The organism is Bradyrhizobium nivariense, from assembly GCF_029846695.2.
In the GTDB taxonomy this organism is placed as follows: domain Bacteria; phylum Pseudomonadota; class Alphaproteobacteria; order Rhizobiales; family Xanthobacteraceae; genus Bradyrhizobium.
Genome location: NZ_JARWCR020000015.1, coordinates 135,128 through 156,970 on the forward strand (window position 1 = coordinate 135,128; position 21,843 = coordinate 156,970).

The following is a 21,843-nucleotide window of genomic DNA, read 5'->3' on the forward strand; positions in this document are numbered from 1 at the left end:
CTTGGTATGCAAATTGCTAGACCTTGTATATCTAGTTTGCATCCTGGAGATCCGGAGTGGACCTTAAGCTGACGAACAAGACCGCCTTGATCACCGGCGCGTCGAAAGGAATTGGACTTGCGGTGGCCGAACTCTTCGCCGCCGAGGGGTGTCACCTGCATCTGGCCGCCCGCAACGGCGAGGCCATGCTCCAGGCCAAGCGGGAACTGGAAGCCCGCTTTGGGGTGAAGATCACGATTCATGCGCTCGACCTGTCGAGCACGGCCGCGATGGAGAAGCTCGCAGCCGAGGTCGGTGACATCGACATCCTCATCAACAATGCCGGCGATATCCCTGCCGGTTCGCTCGAGGTCCTTGATGACGCTGCGTGGCGGCGCGGCTTCGACCTCAAAGTGTTCGGCTACATCACGCTGTCGCGTCTCTATTATCCGCGCATGAAGGGCAAGGACGGCGTCATCATCAACATCATCGGCAATTCCGGCGAGAACTGGGATGCAAGCTACATCGCGGGCAGCACCGGCAATGCCGCGCTGATGTCCTTCACCAAGGCGCTCGGCGGCAGGAGCCTCGATCACGGGGTGCGTGTCGTCGCGGTCAATCCGGGGCCGGTAGCCACCGACCGCATGCTCAAGATCATGAAGCGCAAGTCGATCGATATGCTCGGCGACGAAGGCCGCTGGGAGGAGCTGTTCGACAAATATCCCGGCAAGCGCCCGGCCACGTCGGAGGAAGTCGCCGATCTCGTCGCATTCCTGTCCTCGCCGAGGTCCGGCTACATCACCGGCACCGTGGTGACGATCGACGGCGGCATCGCCGCGCGCGGCTCGGTCATCTGAGGCGTCGATGTCAGAACCTCGATCCACGGCGCTCCTCCGCAACCGCTATTTCGACGAGCTCTCGGCGACGCCGGGGCTCTACTGGCTCGGCCAGAACACCAACCACGTCGAGAGCCACCCGGCCGTGCGCGAGGCGATGCTGCGCTCGATCGAGGCCGGCGAGTTCAATGCCTATGCTCCGCCGCTCGGATTCGAGGCGCTACGCGCCGCGATCGTCGCCGACCTCGGCACGCCAGGTGCAGAGGCGCTGGTGACCGAGGGCGGCGTCAACGCGCTGGCCATGATCTGCCGTGCGCGCTGCAAGCCCGGCACGACGCTGGTGACCACCGATCCGACCTGGAAATGGCCGTGCCTGTTCGCGCGCCAGCAGGGTGCCGAGGTGATCGAGATTCCGATCTATGATCCGGCCTGCAACTACCGCCTGACGCCCGAGGCGCTGAAGGCCCATGTCGACGAGCGCACGGCGATCATCTACCTGGTCGATCCCAACAATCCGCTCGGCATTCGTTACACGCGCGAGGAGATCGAGAGCTTTGCAGCGATCGCGCGGGATTGCGGCGCGCTGCTGGTGCACGACTGCACCTACCGCGATTTTGCCGATGGGCACACGCCGGCGCTTCACGTGGCTCCGGAAGGCTCGGTCGTCTCGACCAGCTTTTCGAAATGGCTCGGCCTTGCCGGCTTGCGGATCGGCGCTCTTGTCGCCTCTCCTGATTTGTTCGAGGAGCTGGCACTGACGTCCACGAGCGTCCTCGGCGCGAGCGTCATCGCCCAGCGCGCGGCGCAGGCGGGGCTTTCCGTCAAGGCCGAATGGATGAAGAAGGTCCGCGGCATTGACCGCGCCAACAAGGCGATGATCCAGGAGGCGGTTGCCGCGATCGAAGGACTAGCGCTGCCGATCATGCCATCGCACGGAAACTTCCTCGTGCTGGAGACCATTGCAGCCGGCATCCGTCCCGAGGCGCTGGTCGAATGCTATCGCCGGCAGGGCATCATGATCCGCCAGGGCACTTATCATACGCAGCGTTTCGGCGACCGCTTCGTGAAGATCAGCACCTCCGTGCCTCAGTCCTGGGTCGAGAAGCTCTGCACATTGATGCCGGAGATGGTTGCGCAGGCGCGCACGCTCAACGACCTGCCGCCGCAATTCTAGGGACGATGCCGATGACGATGATCACGACAAAGGATGGCGTGAAACTCTACGTGGAGGAGGCGGGCGAGGGGACACCGATCCTCTTCATCCACGAATTCGGCGGCAATCACGCGAGCTGGGAACCGCAGCTCCGCTTTTTCAGCCGGCGCCACCGCTGCATCACCTACGCCGCGCGCGGCTATCCGCCGTCGGAGGTGCCGGACAGCATGGAGGCCTATTCGCAGGCGCTCGCCGCGGACGATGCGGTTGCCGTGCTAGACGCGCTCAAGATCGAGAAGGCGCACATTGTCGGCCTGTCGATGGGCGGCTTCTGCACAGTGCATTTCGGCCTGCGTACGCCCGAGCGCGCCATGTCGCTCACGGTGGCGGGCGCCGGCTACGGTTGCGAGAAGGAGCATGAGGAATATTTTCGCGGCGTCTCCCTTGAGGTCGCCGACAATTTCGAGAAGCAGGGCGCAAAGGAATTCTCCGAGATCTACGCCCTCGGCGCGAGCCGGGTGCAGTTCCAGAACAAGGATCCGCGTGGCTGGCGGGAATTTGCCAATCGCCTCGCCACCCATTCCGATCGCGGAGCCGCCAATACCATGCGCGGCGTCCAGGCGCGGCGGCCGTCATTCTACGACCTCGAGGACGGCTTGAAGAAGATGATGGTGCCGACGCTGGTGATCGTCGGCGATGAGGACGACCATTGTCTCCAGCCCGGCATCTTCCTCAAGAAGACCATTCCGGCCTGCGGTCTCTCCGTCGTCCCCAAGACCGGCCACACCCTCAATCTGGAAGAACCGGCGGCGTTCAACGCGCTGCTCGCCGAGTTCATCGCCCAGGTCGAGGCCGGACGCTGGCTGCCGCGCGATCCGCGTGCGCAGCCGGGCCAGATCATGCGCACGAAGTAGCGGATCGATGACGACCCGCCCTCTGATCGATGCCGATCGGCTCTGGACCCGTCTGATGGCGCTTGCCGAGATCGGGGCGACGCCCGCCGGCGGGGTCAACCGTCAGGCGCTGAGTGATGGCGAGATCGCCGCATGGCGCCGCGTCATCGGCTGGGCGCTCGAAGCGGGTTTGACGCCGTCGACGGATGCCGCGGGAAACCTGTTTCTGACGCTGGCGGGGCAAGATCGCGCCGCGCCGCCGCTCTTGCTCGGCAGTCATCTCGACAGCCAGCCTACCGGTGGCAAATTCGACGGTGCGGCCGGCGTGATGGCGGCACTCGAGGCGACGGTTTCACTGGCCGAACAAGGCGACAGGCCGGCGCGCGACGTCATCGTCGTCGCCTGGATGAACGAGGAAGGCTCGCGCTTCGCGCCGGGCATGATGGGCTCGGAAGCCTTTACGGGCGAACGTGACATCGCGGCGATCCGCGCCGCGCGTGATGCAGACGGCGTCAGCGTTGGTGAAGCGCTCGATCGTCTCCATCAGGCTTTTCCCGATCTGCCGCACCGGCCGCTCGGCTTTGCCGTGGAGAGCTATATCGAATTGCATATCGAGCAGGGACCGCTGCTGGAGGCGGCCCGCCGCACGATCGGCGTCGTCACCGGTATCCAGGGCAAGAAGACCTTTCAGGTGGTCGTCGAGGGTGCGGAGGGACACGCAGGAACGCTGGCGCAGCAGGAGAGGCGGGATGCGCTCGCGGCCTTTGCGCGCATCGCAACCGCGCTTCATGGTGAGATCGGCACCATCGATACCGACACCAAGTTCACGATCGGGCGCCTCTCCGTGCAGCCCAACGCGCCTTCGGTGGTGCCGTCGCGCGTCAGTTTCAGCATCGATCTGCGCCATCCGGTCAATGCCGTACTTGACGCGGCGGGTGTGCGCATCACGGCGCTCTGTGGTCAGCACGCACCGCCGTGTCTGGTTACGGTGACGCCGCTGGTCGACGCGCCCTCGAACGCGTTCAATCCGCGCTTGCGCGAGTTGATTGCGCAGGCCGCACGCGACCAGGAGTTTGCGGCCATGGGCATCCTGTCGGCCGCCGGTCACGACGCGCGCCATTTGGCCAAAGTCTGTCCGGCGGCGATGATCTTCATTCCCTGCCGGGACGGTGCGAGCCATGTGGAGGACGAATGGGCAGAGCCGGCCGATGTCGCCGCCGGCGCGTCCGTCCTGGCGCAAGTGCTGCGAGAGGTTGCGTTCACCAGGCCGCCCTTCGCTGCGGGGCGTGAGGAGGGAGGATGACGGAGATTGTCCGAGAGGATTATCGCGATGCGATGGCACGTCTCGGCGCCGCAGTCAGCATCGTCACGACCGATGGTCCCGCAGGTCGCGCCGGCTTCACTGCGTCCGCCGTCTGCAGTGTTACCGACGATTCGCCGACGCTCCTGGTGTGCATGAACCGAGCATCCTCGGCGTATGCAAGCGTGACGGCCAACAAAATAGTGTGCGTGAATGTGCTATCAGCTCAGCAAGAGCCACTATCGCGGTTGTTCGGCAGCAAGGCGCCCGCCAGGGAACGGTTCGCGGCGGCGGTGTGGTCGACGCTCGAAACCGGTGCACCCGTTCTCGCCGACTGTGCGGTTGCCTTCGACTGCCGGATCGCGAATGTCACCACGGTCGGCACGCACGATGTATTGTTCTGCCGTGTTGTGGCGCTGCAGACTGGTCCGACGGAGAACCTGATCTATCTTGGCCGCGCCTACCACTCTGTACGCGCGAGTCTAGAGCCGCGCCAGCAGCTTCAGACCTGAAACACTTGCCGCGGCGAGCGCGTCAGACACTCATGCCCGGTCTCAGTGACGAGCACTGTCTCGCTGATCGCGATGCCGTCGGCAGAGACGTACATGTGGAACACCATGCCTTCCTCCAGCGTCCAATCGGCCGTGGGCAGGAAGATGTGCGAGAAGTCGCTGGTGCGCGGGCTATGGAGCGGATAGCAGCCGAGCGAATAGCCGGTGATGTTGGGGTAGTCGGGGCGCAGGCCATCGGCGAGCATGGCCTTTCGCGCCAGAGCGTCGACGCCGGCGGCGTTGGCTCCAGCCTTGATCGCCTCGAATTGCCGGTCCTGGATATCGATGAGCCGCCGGGCGAGATGCGACCGGCGCGGGTCGATTTCTCCGATCACGGCCGAGCGCATCAGGCGGGCGCTGTAGCCGTCAATATAGGGCAACAGCTCCATATGCAGAATATCGCCCTTGGCCAGCGGTTGCTTGGTCAGTCCGCCATGCAGGAACGCGTTGCCGACACCGGCGGTAATGATCCCCGCCCGTGCGGCATCCGCGCCTTCCTGCATGAAGACCTGATAGACGGCTGCTGCCGTGTCGCGGGCCGATCGGCCTTCGCCGGACGCTTTCAGAGCTGCATCGATGCCGAGGTCGCCGATCCCTGCAGCGCGCCGAAGCACGGCGATCTCCCTCGTGCTCTTCCTGGCGCGGAGCTCAGCCATCACGCCGGAGAAGTCGACAAAGCGCGCGTCCAGCAGTTGCGCCGACAGACGCTTGAAGCGGGAGAGCGGCATGCAATAGGAGTCCTCGTCGAGCCCGACGCGGCCTGTCGCATAGCCAAGGTTACGGATGGTGTCGGCGAGCACCCGGATCGGGTCTTCCCAATCGGCGAAGGCAACGGAGCGCGACAGCCACGAGCTCTCGGTGAACGGGCCAAGGTCGACGGCACGAAGTATCATGATCGGCTCGCCATCGCGCGGCAATAGGCAGGCCCGGTACATGTTCTCCGAGATCAAGAAGCCTGTGACGTAGGCGAGGAACTCGCTTTGGTCGACGATGAGGACATCGAGCTCGCGGGCGGCCATCTGCTCGCGCACGCGCTTAATGCGCGCCTCATATTCGTCGACCGGAAACAACATCGTCGTTCATCCTTCGTGGGATCAGGTGCGCGCGTTCGAGCGCCCGCTATCCGCAAATCTCCAAAATGGCCAGCATGTAGATGCGAATCATGTCGACGAAGTCGACGATATCGACCCGTTCATCTGGCATCGTGTTGTAGCGGCCGCCGGGGCCGCAGACGATGCCTTGCATTCCGCCGAAATAGTGCAGATGACCGGCGTCGGTGCCGTAGAAGCAGCTCGGGGCAACGGCGCCCGTCGGCTGCTCTTCTCCGCGTACTGCGCGATAAGCGCGGTTAACGGCCTCGACGATCGGGCTCGTGCGTGCCACTTCGAATGGCGGCATGGTTGGAACGCCGGAGCGGTCCTCCGACATGATCTCAGCCTTGAGGCCGGGAAACCGTGCTTCAAGCGCGTCGAGCCCGCGGCGCATGTCGGCCAAGGCCCCGGCTTCGGACTGGCCCGGTGCGTAGCGGCCCGAGCCCTTGATCCGCACGAAATCCGCGACCTGGGGCGTGCGCCATTCGTGCAGCTCGCGGCCGAGCGCGCCGTGGACGACGCCGACATGGACGCGATTGATCCGCTCATGTTCCGGCGAGAGGGCGCCCGAGAATTTCATGGCATTGAGGCGCGGAATGAGGTCGCACGCGGCCGTGATCGCATCGACCGCCTCTTCGCGCTTGGACAGATGACGGGTATTGCCGGTCAGCTCGATGATGAACATGAAAGCCGCGGCGTGCATGGTCATGGCTTTCAGATCGGTCGGCTCGGAGTTGATGAAATAGTCGGCGCGAAGCCCTTGCTCGACGAGCGAGTAGGTTCCGACGCCGCCTTGCAGCTCGCCCACCACGTAGGTGAGGATGACGTCGCCTCTGAGTTTGACACCGGCGTCGATCAGCGTCTTGACCGCGCAGAAATAGGCGGCATCGCCGGCCTTCATGTTGGAAACGCCGATGCCGTAGATGAAGGCGTCGTCGACCTTGCCTGCCCAGGGGTCGACGGTCCAGCCCTCGGTCACCGGGTTGGTGTCGAGATGGCCGTTGAACATCAGGCTCTTGCCGCCGCCGCGGCCCTTCCAGCGGCCAACGGCGTTGACCCGCCCCTCACTGCCGAAGGCTGCGAGCTCGCTCTCGAGACCGATCTCGCGCATGCGGCCAGCCATGAAGGCTGCGAGCTGCTTCTCGCCGTCCGACCTGGAGTAACTCTTGTGCTGCACCATGCGTGACAGGAGATCGAGGGCGGCGGGCACGTCGATCCCGGCGAGAAGGGCTTTGGCGTTGTGATCCATGGAAGGAAATCCTTGTCGTCAGCCGACCGGCACGGGGGAAGCGGCCATCAGTTCGCGGGTGTAGGGATGAACGTGGTCTGCATCGAAATCTTCGACGGGCAGAAGATCGACCACTTCACCCCGGCGCATCACCGCGATGCGGTGAGCGATCTGACGGATAAGGTTGAGATCGTGGGTGATGAAAAGAAAGGCGGTTCCAGTCTCCTCCCGCAGCGTCAACAGCAGTTCGATGATCTGGGCCTGCACGGAGACGTCCAGCGGCGCGGTGATCTCGTCGCAGATCACGAGTCTCGGCCGCGCGGCGAAAGCTCGCGCGATGGCGATGCGTTGCTTCTCGCCGCCTGAAAGCTGATGTGGCCAGCGGTTGGCGTAGGATGCAGGCAGGCGCACCTGGTCGAGCAGGCGGGGAATATCCGCAAGCGGGCCGCCGTAGAGCTTGAGAGGACGCGACAGGATCTCGTCGATCCTATGACGCGGATTGAGCGACGAATCCGGATGCTGGAAAATGATCTGCACGTCGCGGCGGTAAGCGGCGTTCATGTCGCGCATGCCGTGGATCTCGCGCTCGTCGAAGGAGATTGTGCCTGAGAAGCGTGCAAGCCCGGTCAGCGCGCGCGCCATCGAAGACTTGCCAGAGCCGGATTCGCCGACGAGACCGAGGATCTCGCCGCCACGAACCTCAAGCCCGATCTTTTTCGTGGCCGGCGGCGGCGCGTCGCGGAACAGCCCGCCGCCGCCATATTGGACTTCGATCTCGGAGGCCGCGAGAAGGACCTTGTCACGCGGCTTGTCATGGACAAGGCGGCGTTCCGGTCTCGGCACGGCGTCCACAAGTACGCGCGTTTTGGCATGGCGCGGCGCGCGGAAGATGTCGGCCGCCGGCGCTTGTTCGACCAGGCGGCCGCGCTCCAGGACCGCGACCCGGTCGGCGACGCGCGTCACAAGTGCGAGATCGTGGGAAATATAGAGCGCGGCAACGCCCGTCTCCCGGCGTAGTCGCGCGAACAACTCGAGGATGCGCGCGCCGGTGATGACGTCGAGTGCCGTGGTCGGCTCATCGAAGAGAATGACGTCGGGTCGGCAGCCAAAGGCGGTAGCAATGACGACGCGCTGTTTTTCTCCGCCGGAGATTTCATGCGGATAACGCCGCATGACCGCAGCGGGATTGTTGAGATCGACGTGACCGAGCAGCTCGATCGCGAGCGAACTGGCGTCGCGCGGCTCGAGGCTCCGATGTCGTATCAGAGCTTCCGTGATTTGCGTTCCGACGGTGAGCGTCGGATTGAGCGATGTCGAGGGATCCTGAAACACCATCCCGAGACGGCGTCCTCGGATCTTGGTCAGCTCGCGCGGGCTCAGGCGCTGAAGGTCGACATCGCCCAGCTGCAGCGAGCCTGCGACTTCGCGAGCGTTGTCGGGTAGATGGCGCATCAGCGCCCACGCAAGCGAGCTCTTGCCTGACCCGGATTCGCCGACGAGGCCCAGCACCTCGCCCGGCGCGATCTGCAGCGAGATGTCGTGCAGTACGCGCACCGGCCCGGCGGTCGTGATGTAGTCGAGCGTATAATTCTGGATCGAAAGTATGGAGGTCACCGCTCGTCCTTCGGATTGAGGGCATCGCGAAGACCATCGCCGACCAGGTTGAAGGCAATGGCGGTGAGTGCGATCGCGGCCGAGGGCGCGATCAATCCCCATGGTGCCTGATGCATGTATTGGCGCGCGTCCGCCACCATGAGCCCCCATTCGGATGCGGGCGGCTGGGCGCCGACGCCGAGAAAGCTCAGCGTTGCGAACAGCATGACGGCGAAGGACACGCGGATGGTGGATTCGATCACGATCGGCGCCATGACGTTCGGCAACATCTCGCGGAAGATGATCCAGCGCGCTCCCTCACCACGCGCGATGGCGGCTTTGACATAGTCCTGATTGCGTACGTTGAGCGCGGCCGAGCGGGTCACCCGCGCCATGCCCGGCGCAAAGGCCACCGCGATGGCAATGACGGCATTGCCGGCGCCGTTGCCGAGCGTTGAGACCAGCAACAGGGCCATCAGAAGACCTGGGATCGCCATCACGGCGTCGTTGGTGCGCATGATGGCCTCATCGGTCCGTCCGCCGAGATAGGCCGAGCCGACGCCGATGATCGCTCCGGCTGCGCTGCCGACGAGGGTGGCGATGAAAGCGAGCGGCACGGTCGAACGCGCGCCGACCATCAGGCGGCTCAGGATGTCGCGGCCGAATTGATCAGCACCAAGCCAGTTCTGCCAGCCGGGTGCGCGAAACCGGCCGAGAAAATCGATCTTTTCCGGCGCATAGGGCGCCAATGCGGGTCCGAACAGGCAGGCGGCCGCGATCAGCGCCAGGAGCACGACGCCGACACAACCCTGTGGTTTTCGCATCAGGCGGATGAACAGCTCAGTCATAGCGGATCCGCCGGTCGAGAAACGCATAGGCCATGTCGGCGAATGTGTTGGTGACGGCATAGGTCGCGGCCATGATCAACGCGCCCGCCTGGATCGACGGCAGGTCACGCGTGGTGATGGCGACCATCAGCGCCCGCCCGATGCCGGGAATGGCGAATATCTCCTCGATAACGATGATGCCGCCGAGCAGGTAACCGACGTCGAGCGCGATGATTGTGACGACCGGCAACAGCGCGTTGCGCAGGGCGTGGCGAAACAGCACGGTGCGCTCCGGCAGGCCCTTCAAGCGCGCGGCGCGGATATAGTCCGATTTTAGCACGTCGAGCGTCTCGGAGCGCATCATGCGCATGACATGCGCGACAAGGATCAACGAGACAGTGAGCACCGGCAGCGCCAGATGACGGATGCCGCCGCCGAAATCCTCCAGTGGAGAGACGTAGCCGGTCGCCGGCAGCCAATGCCATGTATCTGCCAGCAGAAGGGCAAGCAGCGTCGCGGTGACGAATTCCGGCAGCGAGACCCCGAGATAGGCAATGAGGCTGACGCCCGTGTCGGTGAGCCTGCCTTGCCGCAGCGCCGCCACCACGCCGAGCGGGACGGCAACAGCCAGCGTGACCAGGATGGCCGACACGGCAAGCAGGAGCGAGCGCGACAGCGCCGCCAGCATTTCCGGGCCGACCGGCAGGCTCGTGCGCATCGAGATGCCGAAATCGCCGGTGAAGACGTGGCGGGCCCAGCGCGCATATTGCAGCCAGGCCGGATCGCCGAGCCCGAGCCTTGCCCTGAGGGCGGCCAGTACTTCGGGCGTCGCGTTTTCCCCGAGCAGCGACTGGGCGGCGTCCGCCGGCAAAATCTGCGTGATGGCGAACACCAGCATCGAGACCACGATGACGGTGTAGACCATCAGCATCAAACGGCGCGCACACCAGGCCAGCGTCACCGAGTGCCTCCGGTCTCAGGCGCGCCTCGGCGCGCCGGCGCCGAGCGAGACCATGTCGAGGCGGAATACCGATCCGCGCGGGTGCAGCGCGTAGCCGTCGACGTAGGAGCGTTGCGCCGCGAGCAGGTCGAAGAATGCCGAAATCACCGAGGGGACGTCGGCGTTCATCATGTCCTGTGCCTTGGCGTAGAGTGCCGTGCGCTTCGTTTCATCGGTCTCGACGCGGGCTGCATTGATGACGGCGTCGAAGTCCGCGTTGTTCCAGCGGGTCTCGTTCCAGGCCGCGTTCGACGTGTAGAGCAGGTTGAAAATGGCGTCGGCGGTCGGCTGCATGTTGTAGAAGCCGACGTAGAAATTGCCTTTCTTCCAGACCTGGTCGAGATAGGTGGCATGCGGCATGGTCTGCAAATTGATACGGAAGCCGGCTGCGGCTGCCATCTCGCGGACCGCGACGCCGAGCTGCGTGCGGGTTGACGGCTTGTCGGAAGCGACCAGCGTCAAATCGATGCCGTTGGGATAGCCCGCGTCGGCCAGCAGCTTCTTCGCCTTGGCGATGTCGGGCTTCTTCAGCGGAATGTTCTTGTAGAAGTGGTAGGCGGAACTCAACGGCGTGTCGTTGCCCGGCGTGCCATAGCCGCCCGCGACGAAGCCCACGGTTGCCTCGCGATCGACCGCCAATGCGAGGGCCTGGCGAACGCGCACGTCGTTGAACGGCTTCTGGTCGCATCCGAGGTTGATATTCAGGAACTGGCCGGATGGGGTGCGCAGGGCCTTGACGCCATCGGCCTTGGCGAGGCGCTCATATTCACCCGGCGTGGTCGTGAGCAGCACATCGATCTCACCGGAAATCATTGCTGACGCCTCGGCGGTGCGGTCCGGATAGACGAGCAGTTCGATGCGGTCGAGGTAGGGCCGCGCCGGATCATAGTAAGCGGGGTTACGTTCGACGACGATCCGGCGATCGGGCTCGTAGGTTGCCAGCTTGAATGGGCCGGTGCCGTTGGCGCTGGTCGAAAGGCTCGCGAGATCGCCGGCGATGACCTTGGCCGGAACGATGCGCGCGTTGAGGTAGGTGAGCGCCACCGGAAGGTCGGCATAGGCGCCTGTGAGCGTAAACTTGACAGTCAGCGGATCGATCACGGCGACTTCCTTGATCGGTCCGACATTGGTCCGGCCGGGGGAGGCGGTCTTCGGATCGAGGAGGGCGTTGATGGTGGCGACAACGTCGTCGGCGGTCAGTGGCGAACCGTCATGAAACGTCACGCCCGGGCGCAGCTTGAAAGTCCACTCGGTCAGCGTCGCATTCGGTTCCCAGGACATCGCGAGGTCCGGCTCGACGGTCATGTCCGGCTTCAGCCGGGTGAGGTTGGAGTAGAGCAGTTCGGTGACAAGATATTCCGGGTTCACCCGCGCCAGCATCGGATGGATGACCGATGCGGCCTGGTCGACCGACATCCGGAGCACGCCGCCGCGCTTCGGAGCTTCGGCGAAGGCGATCCTGGGCAGGTCGGCGAGGCCGATCGCGGTTCCCGCAAGGAAAAGACGGCGACTGACGGACAGCATAGATGCGTGCTCCTTGAGTTAGCGGGCGGCGAGTGTTTCGGGAGACAGGGCGGGACGGAATTCGGCGGACAGATAGGCAAGGACCGATTTCGCCAGCGCGACGATGTCGGCGAGCGTGGTGAATTCGCCGGGCGCGTGAACGCGGCTTTCCGGCCGGACCAGGCCGGTCAGCAGGATCTCCTGCATTCCGGTCTGTTGCACCCAGCCGAAATCAGAACAGCTCGTCGCCCCCCATTTGGCGAAATCGTCCGGTGCGTATCCGAACCCGGCCGACAGCGCCTCCTGCCAGCGCGGCCAGTGCGGGCCTGTCGGATCGGACGTCGGCATCAGGTGGCCGGTGAGAACCAATTCGACGTCAGCTCCGGGGGCCGCCGCAAGCACGGCGTTCTCGATTTCGGCACGCGCGGCCTGAAAGTCTTCCTCGGGCGCATAGCGCCGACAGGCGAGAACTTCAAAGAGCGATGGAATCTGGCCACCGCATTGGCCGCCATGGGCTGCGGAAATATCAAGCTGGGCTGCGAGCGGATGCGTCGCGTGCGGCGGCGCAGGCAGGGCGGACGTCCGCGCGGCGATTGTTGGTTTCAATGCTGCGAGCGCATTGAGGATCGGCAACGCGACCTCGACAGCGTTGGCGCCTAAGCCCGCGGTCCTGGCTTCGCTTGCGTGAACTGTCCTGCCGCGGACGCGCAGCAGAAGCGTGAAGAGGCCAAAGCAGCCGGCCCAGATGCGCGGCGCCGCGGCGCCATTGAAGTTGAGAATATGGCCTTCGAGCAAACCTTGCTCCGCCAGATGGCGCACGCCGGGATAAAGTCCGCCTTCCTCGTCGGTGCAAAGCAGCAGCATCGGGTCGTAGCCGAGTGGAAGGCCGATCGTGTCGGCGGCGCGCAGCGCGAGCAGCACGGCCGCGATGGTGCCCTTCATGTCGGCGGCGCCGAGGCCGATCAGGCGATCGCCGTCGCGCGTCAACTGGAACGGATTGGCGGTCCAGCCGGGCGCTGCCGGCACGGTGTCGACATGAAAATACAGCCCGAGCACCGGCTTGTCCGAGCGGCGGCGCGCGATGAGATTGGTTCTGCGCCCTTGCGCCGGGCCGTCCGCCACGCGCCACAAATGTTCGGGGACATCGACGCGTTGGCAGTCCAGGCCGAGCGCCGCAACAGCGCCCTCCATCAAGCCGGCAAACGCCTCGTATCCCGCGCCGGGCGGGAAAGTCGTATCGATTGCCACCATCCGCGCAAGATCGTCGATCGCACGCTCGGCTGTGCGCTCGATCTCGGCGAAACCATCGGCCAGCGTCGAGCCGGCCTGTCCTGGGCTAGGCGATAGAGAAACCATTTGCGGCGGCTCATTTCTATATTCTATAAAGAAATAGGCGAAGCCGATGGCTGTCAATTCCAAAGAATGAGGCAGGCGTGACCGGTAAACAGGCAAAAGTAGCGGCGAGCGGCCCATCTAGCCTGCCGGTTCCGTTGTACGAGCACGTCAAGCGGCAGATCGCCGAGGCGATCCTGGTGGGTGAACTGTCTCCGGGCACGGTGCTTCCCGGTGAGGTTGCTCTTGCTGCGCGATACGGAGTTGCGGTCGGCACCATCCGCCGGGCGCTCGCCGACCTGACGGCCGACGGCATGCTGGTGCGCCGGCGCAAGACCGGGACGGTCGTGACCGGCCGCGCACCGCAACACAGTCTGCGCTTTTTCTTCCAGTATTTCCGACTTCACGGCGAAGACGGCAGCCTCGAGCGTTCCGCGCCCGAAGTCTTGTCCGTGGTGTTGCGGCCGGCAGATGCAGAGGAGGCGGTGCTCTTCACGGAAGCCGTTGGTGAGCCGCTGCTCTGTCTTCATCGCATCCGACGTGTTGGACGCGTGCCGGTGATGCATTCGCGAATACGGCTCATTGCGCGCCGCGTGCCCGATTTCCCGCACAAGGCGGCGAAGGTGCCTGCGCTGCTCTACCTTCATCTGCTCGACGTCTACGGCATTCGTATTGCAGCGATCCGCGAGAAGCTCCTGGCAGAGCTCGCCGACAAGGAGGATCGGCGTCTACTTGCGCTGGCTTCGCCGAACGCCGTTCTGGTGATCCGGGAGGAGGCGTACGATCAAGCAGGTACGCTTGCGCTCCTGAGCGAGCACCGCGCCACGACTGCGCATCATCACTACGTGAACGAGATCCGTTAGCCTGTTTCGAGCCGGTGCCGCGCGCCCCTGATCCTTCCTACTGACCGACGATTGCGTCGATTTCCTCCTTCAGGAGGGCGCCGTAGTGTTTGAGGACGCTTGGCCTCAGTTTCGCGCAGAGCAGCGTGAAACTGAGCGCGGCGCCCGGCTTTTCGCCCGGCGTCATGATCGGCAATCCAACTCCGGCGATGCCGGGAATGAGCTCGCTTTTCGGAAAACCGCTTCGCACTTTTCCGGATCGTGCTTTAGGCTCCACCGGACGGCGGTTGGGCGATCGCCGACATCGAATCTCACATTATGAAAAAAGAGACCTTCGCAACTTGTACATTGAGAAAGATGTGTCTCCAATGACGAAAATTAGGTCGCTTGAGAATGGTGCACGTTTTTTGAGCGACCTGATTTCCGCATTCGCAAAAGCTGGTGGCCGACGCGGCGCTGCCGTAACAGCGCCGGAGGGCCGTGATTTTTCCAGAGAAACAGGATGACAGGCTTCAAAAGGATCATGGGCGCTTCCGCGCTTGCGTTGGCTGCCTTCCTTGTTGGTAGCGCCGCCCTCGCGGGCACGCTTGAGAACGTCAAGGCGCGCGTCAAGCTCGTCGTCGGCGTGACGAATGACTACGCGCCCTATGGCTATCTGATCCGCATGCCTTCCATGCGCTCGTCTTGAAGGAGAACAATTTGTCCAGAATAATTCCCGACCTCGTCGTCACGCCGCAGGAGCTGCCCGCGAAGGTGGACGTCGTCGTTATCGGTGGAGGCATCATTGGCGTATCGACGGCGCTCTCGCTGGTTGAGCGCGGCGTCAGCGTTGCCTTATGCGAGAAGGGATTGATCGCGGCGGAGCAATCGTCGCGAAACTGGGGCTGGGTGCGCCAGATGGGGCGCGACCCGGCCGAGTTACCGCTTGCCATCGAGAGTCTTCGGCTCTGGCGCGGCATGAACGCGCGCATCGACGGTGAAACGGGTTTTCGACAGGCCGGCATCGCCTATCTCTGCGACACCGATGCCGACGTTGCGACGTATGAAGCGTGGTTGAAGCACGCCACTCCGCTTGGTCTCGATTCCCGCCTTGTGAGTGGCGAGGCGCTAAAGACCCTGATTCCCGGTGCGGCGAAGCCGTTCCGCGCGGCGTTGCACACGGCGAGCGATGGCAAGGCCGAGCCGTTCATCGCGGCTTCGGCGATTGCGCGAGGAGCGGCCGCCAAGGGCGCGCATATCCTCACCAATTGTGCGGTCCGTTCCATCGAGCGATCGGCGGGCCGGGTCAGCGGTTGCGTGACCGAACGCGGTGAGATCCGCTGTTCGTCCGTGGTTCTGGCGGGAGGAGCCTGGTCGCGCCTCTTCGCCGGCAATCTGGGCATCGATCTTCCCGTCCTGAAGATCCTTGGCAGCGTCGTCCGCCTGTCCTCGGTCGACGGCGTGCCGAATTTTGCCGTCGGTGCAGGCAACTTCGCTTTCCGTCGCCGTATGGACGGCGGCTTTACCGTCGCTCAACGCAACGCAAACATCGCCCCGATCACGCCGGACAGCTTCCGCTTGTTCTGCGACTATACGCCGACGCTGATCAAGAGCTGGAATGAACTGACGCTTCGCATCGGCGGCCAGTTCTTTCGTGAGTTGTCGATGGCTCGACGCTGGAATAGCGACGAGGTTACGCCCTTCGAACAGGTCCGCATTCTCGATCCAGATCCGTCGCGGCGCTTCGTTCAGGGCGGCGTCAGCCATCTGCGCGAGGCCTTCCCAGCGTTTGGCGACGCAAAGATCACCAAGATATGGGCTGGTCTCATGGACGTTACGCCCGATGCTGTACCGGTGATCGCGCCGGTCAGCTCCGTTCCGGGCTTCTATCTCGCGACAGGTTTCTCCGGTCACGGTTTTGGTATTGGCCCTGGCGCGGGCGCGCTGATGGCTGATCTGGTGACCGGATCGCCCCCCTGTGTCGATCCTGCCCCGTTCCGGATGGAGCGCTTCAAGCGCCTGAAGAGAGCCGCCTGATTTTCCGCACCCATGCCAAACAGGATCAAGTTGGCCGCTTCTGTCTCCAGCCTTAGCCGCGACCTCGACTATCTCGGACTATCTCGCCAGGCTCCCGCCCGGCGCATCCGAGGCGGCGCCCGGCGGCTCGTCTGATTTGAGCCGGCCGTTCACCGTCTATTGAGCTGTTGGACCATCCGCGCCCAAATCCGGACCTGGATAGTACGCGTTACAGCACGCGTGACTGACGGTGCTTCCTGCAGCAATGCGGCGTGCCTCGGACGGCAATCCGAGCCTGTCCTCCTACTGACGATTGACAGCCAATTATTACATGTCTAAAAATATGCAAATTCATATAACTTGTGAGATGCCTGAATGGACGCGCATCCGCTCAAGCTCAAGGTGAGGTCGTATGCCGCGGAGACACCGTTCATACGGAGCCTTGTGCTTGGTGTGGAGGACGGCGTCGTACCGCGATGGCAGGCCGGCGCACATATCCGCGTGGCGCTCCCGAATGGAGGAGACCGGCCGTACTCGCTGATGACCCTCCCGGGCCACCCCGAGGGTGCGCTGGCGCTGGGGGTGCTGCGCGAGGAGGTTTCGACTGGCGGCTCGCAGTTCATGCACGCGCTGAAAATCGGCGATGTCGTCAAGGCAAGCATGCCGGTGAACAATTTTCACCTGCATGAGGGGACAGCGCCCGCGCTGTTGTTTGCCGGCGGCATCGGCGTTACGCCGATCCTGTCGATGGCGGCGGAGCTGACGGCCCGCGCAAATCCGTTTCGCCTGCACTACGCGGGCCGCACACAAGGACTATTGGCGTTCCTGCCGCATCTTCAGGCGATTTGCGCCAAGGATCTGTCCATCCACTGCGACGACGACGCGTCCCGTCTGGACATTGCAGCGGCGCTCGGTGATGCGGCCGCAAATTCCCACATCTATATCTGCGGTCCGGCGGGGTTGATCGAAGCGGTGAAGGCGGCCGCCCTTGCCGCGGGCGTCCCGGCGGACCGCATCCACTACGAGCTCTTCAAGGCGGAGCAGCCATCCTCGCCCGACAAGCCGTTCGAGGTCGAGCTCAAATCGACCGGGCAGGTCGTCACCGTCACAGCCGGGCAGACCATCATCCAGGCGCTGGAGGCTGCGGGTCTCGACGTGCTCTACGACTGCCAGCGCGGCGATTGCGGCATCTGCCAGTGTGGCGTGATCTCGGGCACGCCCGACCATCGCGACGTCATTCTCAGCGAAGACGAGAAGGCGTCGAACAAGATCATGCAGATCTGCGTGTCACGCGCGAAATCGCAACGGCTAGTGTTGGATCTCTGACGGGAGGCAAGGGGCGCCATGACGAAATATGGGAGGAAGGCACACGCGATTGCGGCGCTGGTGCGCGACGCCGAGGTGCATCGCGACGTCTATGTCGACCCCGAGGTCTTCGAGCTCGAGATGGAGCACCTGTTCCCGAATAGCTGGGTCTATGTCGGGCATGCGAGCCAGCTATCGAAACCCGGCGATTTCATCACGGCCAATATCGGTCGCCAGCCGGTGATGGCGAGCCGCCACACCGACGGCTCCATCCACGTCTTCTACAACCGCTGCCCGCACAAGGGCGTGAAGGTCGCCTCCGAGCCCTGCGGCAATACCGGAAAGTTCTTCCGCTGTCCCTATCACGCCTGGTCGTTCAAGACCGACGGCTCGCTGCTCGCGATTCCCCTGAAGAAGGGTTATGAGGGGACGGGCTTCGGCGACACGCAGGCGAATGAGGGGCTGTCGAAAGTCGGGAATGTCGTGATCTATCGCGATTTCATTTTCGCGCGACTGAACGACAACGGCGTGTCCTTCGAAGAGTATTTCGGCGAAAGCCTCTCGACGATCGACAACATGGTCGATCGCTCGCCGGAGGGAAAGCTCGCCGTCGTCGCGACGCCGATCCGCTACATGCATACCTGCAACTGGAAGATGCTGGTCGAGAACCAGACCGACACCTGCCATCCGATGGTGGCGCATGAGAGCTCGGCCGGCACTGCGGTCAAGGTCTGGAAGCGCGAGCAGGGCGATTCCACGGAGACGCCGATGGCGGTGCAGCTCTACGGTCCCTTCATGAGCCCGTACGAGTTCTACGAGCAAAGCGGCATCAGGATCTGGCCGAACGGCCATGGCCACACGGGCGTGGCTAACTCGATCCATTCGAACTATTCGGACATCGAAGGCTATCTCGGCCAGATGGTCGCGGCCCATGGTGAAAAGCGGGCGCACGAGATTCTCGGCGAGGTCAGGCACAACACGGTCTATTTCCCGAACATCATGGTCAAGGGTGCGGTCCAGATCCTGCGCAATTTCATTCCGATCGCCGTCGACAGGACGCTGGTCGAAAGCTGGGTGTATCGTCTCGTCGGCGCGCCCGACAAGCTCTACGAGCGCGCGTTGATGTACAACCGCTTCATCAACGCGCCGACCTCGATCGTCGGCCACGACGACCTTGAGATGTATGAGCGGGCGCAGGAAGGGCTGAAGTCCAACGGCAATCACTGGGTCAATTTGCGGCGGCTCTATGAGGCCGGCGAGCAATCGGACACGACTGCCGTCATTAACGGCACCTCTGAGCGCCAGATGCGAAACCAGTTTCATGCCTGGGCGAAATTCATGACCATGGACATGGACAAGCATGTCGAGGCCGCGGAATGATCAACGAGAAAGCCATCACGGACGTCATCTATCGGGAAGCCGAGCTCCTCGACACGATGCAATGGCAGGCCTGGCTTGATCTGTTTCATCCGGAGGGGCGCTACTGGATGCCACTGGAATGGCAGCAGCAGGACCCGGTGCTCCAGCCGTCGCTGATGTACGAGGACCTGTTGCTGCTGAAGGTGCGGGTCGAGCGACTGTCAGGCGAGCGCACCTTCAGCCAGAAGCCGAAGAGCCGCTGCCATCACCTGCTGCAGGCGCCACGCATCGTCGCGTACGACGCTGCGGCTGGCGTGTTCAAGGCGCGGACCTCCTACATCTACACCGAGACGCGCGGCGACATGCTGGAGCGTTATTCGGGATGGGCGTCGCACGATTTCGTCCGGGTCGGCGATGCCCTGAAGATCAAGCTCAAGCGCGTCGATCTCGTCAATTTCGACGCGCCGTTCGGCAACATCCAGCTCTTCATGTGAGACGATCTTGACCGCAGCCACCACCGTCTACGAGTGTTTCCGGGAAACTGCCCTCCGCCGAGGGCAGGCGAGCTTCCTCAATGTTCTGAGGGAGACGGCTGACATCTATGGCATCACGCCCGGCGAAATCTCCTACCGCACCATGTACGATCGGGTCGAGCACCGGCGGGCGGCGTTCGCCAGTCGCGGCTATGGCGACGGCCACCGGGTCGGGCTGTTGCTCCAGAATCGGCCGGCGTTTGTCGAGCTGTGGTTCGCGCTGAACGCGCTCGGTGTCTCCGTCGTGCCGATCAATCCGGATTTGCGGATGAGCGAGCTCGAATACATCATCGCGCATTCCGAGATGAACGCGGCGTTCGTGCTCGCCGAGCGGCGCGGCGAGGTCGAGATGGCAGCCCGCCAGGCCGGCAGGCCGATCCCGGTCGTGACCGACGGCGACGACATTCCCGCGCCGCTCGGCGACGCACGGCCGGCGACCGCGGGCGATGGCACGACCGAATGCGCGCTGCTCTACACGTCGGGGACGACCGGGCAGCCCAAGGGCTGTGTGCTGACGAACGAGTACTTCCTGCATTCCGGAAACTGGTATCGCAACGTCGGCGGTCTGATCGATCTCAAGCCAGACGGCGAGCGCATGATCACGCCGCTGCCGCTGTTCCACATGAACGCGATGGCGGTGTCGCTGATGGCGATGCTGTCGGTCGGCGGCAGCCTGACCATGCTCGATCGCTTCCATCCGCGCAGCTGGTGGCAGTCGGTGCGGGACAGCCGCGCCAGCTGCCTGCACTATCTCGGCGTCATGCCCTCGATGCTGATGAGCGCGCCGGCATCCGAGCAGGACAAGGCCCATACCGTGCGGTTTGGATTTGGCGCCGGCGTCGACAAGCTCCTGCACGCGCCGTTCGAGCAGCGCTTCGGCTTTCCGCTGATTGAAGCCTGGGCCATGACCGAGACGGGAAGCGGCGGCGTGATCGCCGCCAATGTCGAGCCGCGCAAGATCGGCACGAGCTGTTTCGGACGCCCGGCCCCCGAGGTTGACGTTCGTATCGTCGATGATAGCGGACATGACGCGCCGGTCGGGACGCCGGGCGAGCTGCTGGTGCGGCGGGCCGGCGCTGACCCGCGCTACGGTTTCTTCCGGGAGTACCTGAAGAACCCGCAAGCCACCGCCGAGGCGTGGGACGGCGGATGGCTGCACACCGGCGATATCGTGTCGCGCGATGCGGACGGCGACCTGCATTTCGTCGATCGCAAGAAGAACGTCATCCGCCGATCCGGCGAGAACATCGCCGCCGTCGAGGTCGAATCCGTCCTCAACCGCCATCCCGCGATCCGGCAGGCTGCGGTTGCGGCGACGCCCGATCCGGTGCGCGGAGACGAGGTTGCAGCGGTCATCATCGCCGAGCAGGCCGGTGCCGACCGGGCGCTCGCCGAAGACATCGTCCGCTGGAGCCTGGAACAGATGGCCTACTACAAGGCGCCGGGCTGGATCTGCTTCGCCGACAGCCTGCCGCTCACCGCGACCGAGAAGATCCAGCGCGGCGGGCTCAAGGACTATGTCGCCAAGCTGATGCGGGAAGGTGCGTTCTTTGATCTCCGCGACCTCAAGCGACGGCAGGTCTGACGCATGCTGCTGGGGGGAGACCAATCATGAGCCAGATCCGCACCACGCTCGTCACCGGGGGCAATTCCGGGATTGGAGAGGCGCTCGCCAGGGCGCTTGTCGACAAGGGGCAGCGCGTGGTCTCGGTGGGCCTCGACAAGCCAGGCTGGACCCATGATCTGCTCGCGGCCTATCGCGCGGACCTGACGAGCATCGAGGAGACGCGGACCGTCGCGCAGGAGATCTGCCGGGATCATGCCATCGATTGCCTCGTGCACAACGCAGGCATCATTCTGCCGAACCTGCTGCCCGATGCGAAGCCGGAGGACATTCTGACGCTGGCGCAACTGCATCTCGGTGCGCCGATGCTGCTGACCCAGGCTGCGATGGACGGGATGCGGTCGCGCCGGTTCGGGCGCATCGTTTTCGTCAGCTCGCGTGCCGCCATGGGCGCGGCGACGCGCTCGGCCTATTCCGCCACGAAGGCTGGCGTGCATGGCATGGCGCGAACCTGGGCGCTGGAGCTCGCCTCGAGCGGCATCACCGTGAATGTCGTGGCGCCGGGACCGATCCTGACCGACAATTTTTGGGGCATCATCCCAAAGGGGTCCGAGCAACTGGAGCGGATGGCACGTAACGTGCCGGTCGGGCGGCTCGGCTCGCGTGAGGATGTGGCCCATGCGATCGAGTTCTTCCTCGATGAGCGGTCGGATTTCGTGACCGGCCAAGTGCTCTATGTCTGCGGCGGCACCAGCCTTGTGGGTCTCGGTCCGTAAGCGGAATGGTTTTAGGCTGAATCAACCAGCCGCGGGCTCGTTCACCTCTCCCGCAAGCGAGGGCTTTGCGCAATGTCTTGTGCGGGAGTGAAGTTCGATTTCGGGCTTTTTTGAACGACCTCAGGCGCCGGGCGCGAAGTGGGCAGGTCCGTTTTCGCGGCCGATGGGGGTGGTGGCGGGGCG

At 64.0% G+C, this 21,843-nt stretch carries 21 protein-coding genes; 13 read left to right on the top strand and 8 right to left on the bottom strand.

Features of this window, described 5'->3' with window-relative positions; genetic code table 11:
* Positions 1–56: 56 nt before the first annotated feature.
* From QCM77_RS15145 to QCM77_RS15165, 5 genes are read left to right on the top strand one after another with little or no spacing between them, the layout of a single operon-like run.
* A complete protein-coding gene (locus QCM77_RS15145; protein ID WP_279684098.1) occupies positions 57–836 on the top strand; it encodes an SDR family oxidoreductase in 780 nt (259 codons plus the stop codon).
* A gap of 7 nt (positions 837–843) precedes the next feature.
* Entirely contained in the window at positions 844–1,989 is a 1,146-nt protein-coding gene (locus QCM77_RS15150) for a pyridoxal phosphate-dependent aminotransferase (protein WP_279684099.1), read from the top strand.
* 11 nt (positions 1,990–2,000) lie between these two features.
* The gene (locus QCM77_RS15155) at positions 2,001–2,882 is read left to right on the top strand and encodes an alpha/beta fold hydrolase (RefSeq protein WP_279659777.1); all 882 of its coding nucleotides are present in this window, start codon (positions 2,001–2,003) and stop codon (positions 2,880–2,882) included.
* Between the two features lie 7 nt (positions 2,883–2,889).
* Positions 2,890–4,164 carry a Zn-dependent hydrolase gene (locus tag QCM77_RS15160; protein WP_279684100.1) on the top strand — a complete coding sequence of 425 codons (1,275 nt, stop codon included), beginning with the start codon at positions 2,890–2,892 and terminating at the stop codon, positions 4,162–4,164.
* Entirely contained in the window at positions 4,161–4,673 is a 513-nt protein-coding gene (locus QCM77_RS15165; protein WP_279684101.1) for a flavin reductase, read from the top strand. Before QCM77_RS15160 ends, QCM77_RS15165 begins: the two co-directional genes overlap by 4 nt.
* Here the strand turns inward: QCM77_RS15165 and QCM77_RS15170 are convergent.
* Genes QCM77_RS15170 through QCM77_RS15200 form a run of 7 tightly spaced genes read right to left on the bottom strand, consistent with a single transcriptional unit; the run spans position 4,664 to position 13,310 of the window.
* Positions 4,664–5,785, bottom strand: coding sequence for a M24 family metallopeptidase (locus tag QCM77_RS15170; protein ID WP_279659774.1), 1,122 nt, complete (start codon positions 5,783–5,785; stop codon positions 4,664–4,666). The genes QCM77_RS15165 and QCM77_RS15170 overlap by 10 nt on opposite strands.
* Positions 5,786–5,831: 46 nt before the next feature.
* The gene (locus QCM77_RS15175; protein ID WP_279684102.1) at positions 5,832–7,052 is read right to left on the bottom strand and encodes a M20 family metallopeptidase; all 1,221 of its coding nucleotides are present in this window, start codon (positions 7,050–7,052) and stop codon (positions 5,832–5,834) included.
* Between the two features lie 18 nt (positions 7,053–7,070).
* On the bottom strand, positions 7,071–8,645 hold the full coding sequence (gene nikE, locus QCM77_RS15180; protein ID WP_279684103.1) for a nickel ABC transporter ATP-binding protein NikE: 1,575 nt from the start codon (positions 8,643–8,645) through the stop codon (positions 7,071–7,073).
* Entirely contained in the window at positions 8,642–9,472 is an 831-nt protein-coding gene (locus QCM77_RS15185) for an ABC transporter permease (protein ID WP_279684104.1), read from the bottom strand. Before QCM77_RS15185 ends, nikE begins: the two co-directional genes overlap by 4 nt.
* Positions 9,465–10,412: an ABC transporter permease gene (locus QCM77_RS15190; RefSeq protein WP_279659769.1), complete on the bottom strand. Its 948-nt coding sequence runs from the start codon at positions 10,410–10,412 to the stop codon at positions 9,465–9,467. Before QCM77_RS15190 ends, QCM77_RS15185 begins: the two co-directional genes overlap by 8 nt.
* Positions 10,413–10,427: 15 nt before the next feature.
* Positions 10,428–11,975, bottom strand: a complete 1,548-nt coding sequence (locus QCM77_RS15195) for an ABC transporter substrate-binding protein (RefSeq protein WP_279684105.1) — start codon at positions 11,973–11,975, stop codon at positions 10,428–10,430.
* Between the two features lie 18 nt (positions 11,976–11,993).
* Positions 11,994–13,310 carry a M20 family metallopeptidase gene (locus tag QCM77_RS15200; protein ID WP_279684106.1) on the bottom strand — a complete coding sequence of 439 codons (1,317 nt, stop codon included), beginning with the start codon at positions 13,308–13,310 and terminating at the stop codon, positions 11,994–11,996.
* A 77-nt stretch (positions 13,311–13,387) separates the two neighbouring features.
* On the opposite strand from QCM77_RS15200, the gene QCM77_RS15205 reads away from it, so the two are divergent.
* A complete protein-coding gene (locus QCM77_RS15205) occupies positions 13,388–14,149 on the top strand; it encodes a GntR family transcriptional regulator (RefSeq protein ID WP_279684107.1) in 762 nt (253 codons plus the stop codon).
* 37 nt (positions 14,150–14,186) lie between these two features.
* On the opposite strand, the gene QCM77_RS15210 is transcribed toward QCM77_RS15205, so the two are convergent.
* Positions 14,187–14,324 (bottom strand): hypothetical protein, encoded by a 138-nt coding sequence (locus QCM77_RS15210; RefSeq protein ID WP_511337197.1) that lies wholly within the window; start codon positions 14,322–14,324, stop codon positions 14,187–14,189.
* 306 nt (positions 14,325–14,630) lie between these two features.
* Between QCM77_RS15210 and QCM77_RS15215 the strand changes: the two genes are divergently transcribed.
* The 7 genes from QCM77_RS15215 (at position 14,631) to QCM77_RS15245 (ending at position 21,660) form a co-directional block, all read left to right on the top strand.
* Complete coding sequence (locus tag QCM77_RS15215; RefSeq protein WP_279659764.1) at positions 14,631–14,816, top strand: hypothetical protein; 186 nt, start codon at positions 14,631–14,633, stop codon at positions 14,814–14,816.
* An 11-nt stretch (positions 14,817–14,827) separates the two neighbouring features.
* The gene (locus QCM77_RS15220) at positions 14,828–16,144 is read left to right on the top strand and encodes an NAD(P)/FAD-dependent oxidoreductase (protein WP_279684109.1); all 1,317 of its coding nucleotides are present in this window, start codon (positions 14,828–14,830) and stop codon (positions 16,142–16,144) included.
* A gap of 354 nt (positions 16,145–16,498) precedes the next feature.
* Complete coding sequence (locus QCM77_RS15225; RefSeq protein ID WP_279684110.1) at positions 16,499–17,449, top strand: PDR/VanB family oxidoreductase; 951 nt, start codon at positions 16,499–16,501, stop codon at positions 17,447–17,449.
* Between the two features lie 18 nt (positions 17,450–17,467).
* The gene (locus QCM77_RS15230; protein ID WP_279684111.1) at positions 17,468–18,808 is read left to right on the top strand and encodes an aromatic ring-hydroxylating dioxygenase subunit alpha; all 1,341 of its coding nucleotides are present in this window, start codon (positions 17,468–17,470) and stop codon (positions 18,806–18,808) included.
* Positions 18,805–19,281 (top strand): aromatic-ring-hydroxylating dioxygenase subunit beta, encoded by a 477-nt coding sequence (locus QCM77_RS15235; RefSeq protein ID WP_279659760.1) that lies wholly within the window; start codon positions 18,805–18,807, stop codon positions 19,279–19,281. Before QCM77_RS15230 ends, QCM77_RS15235 begins: the two co-directional genes overlap by 4 nt.
* 7 nt (positions 19,282–19,288) lie before the next feature.
* Positions 19,289–20,905 (top strand): ATP-dependent acyl-CoA ligase, encoded by a 1,617-nt coding sequence (locus tag QCM77_RS15240; protein ID WP_279684112.1) that lies wholly within the window; start codon positions 19,289–19,291, stop codon positions 20,903–20,905.
* A 26-nt stretch (positions 20,906–20,931) separates the two neighbouring features.
* Positions 20,932–21,660: an SDR family NAD(P)-dependent oxidoreductase gene (locus QCM77_RS15245; RefSeq protein WP_279659758.1), complete on the top strand. Its 729-nt coding sequence runs from the start codon at positions 20,932–20,934 to the stop codon at positions 21,658–21,660.
* The last annotated feature ends 183 nt before the right edge of the window (positions 21,661–21,843 follow it).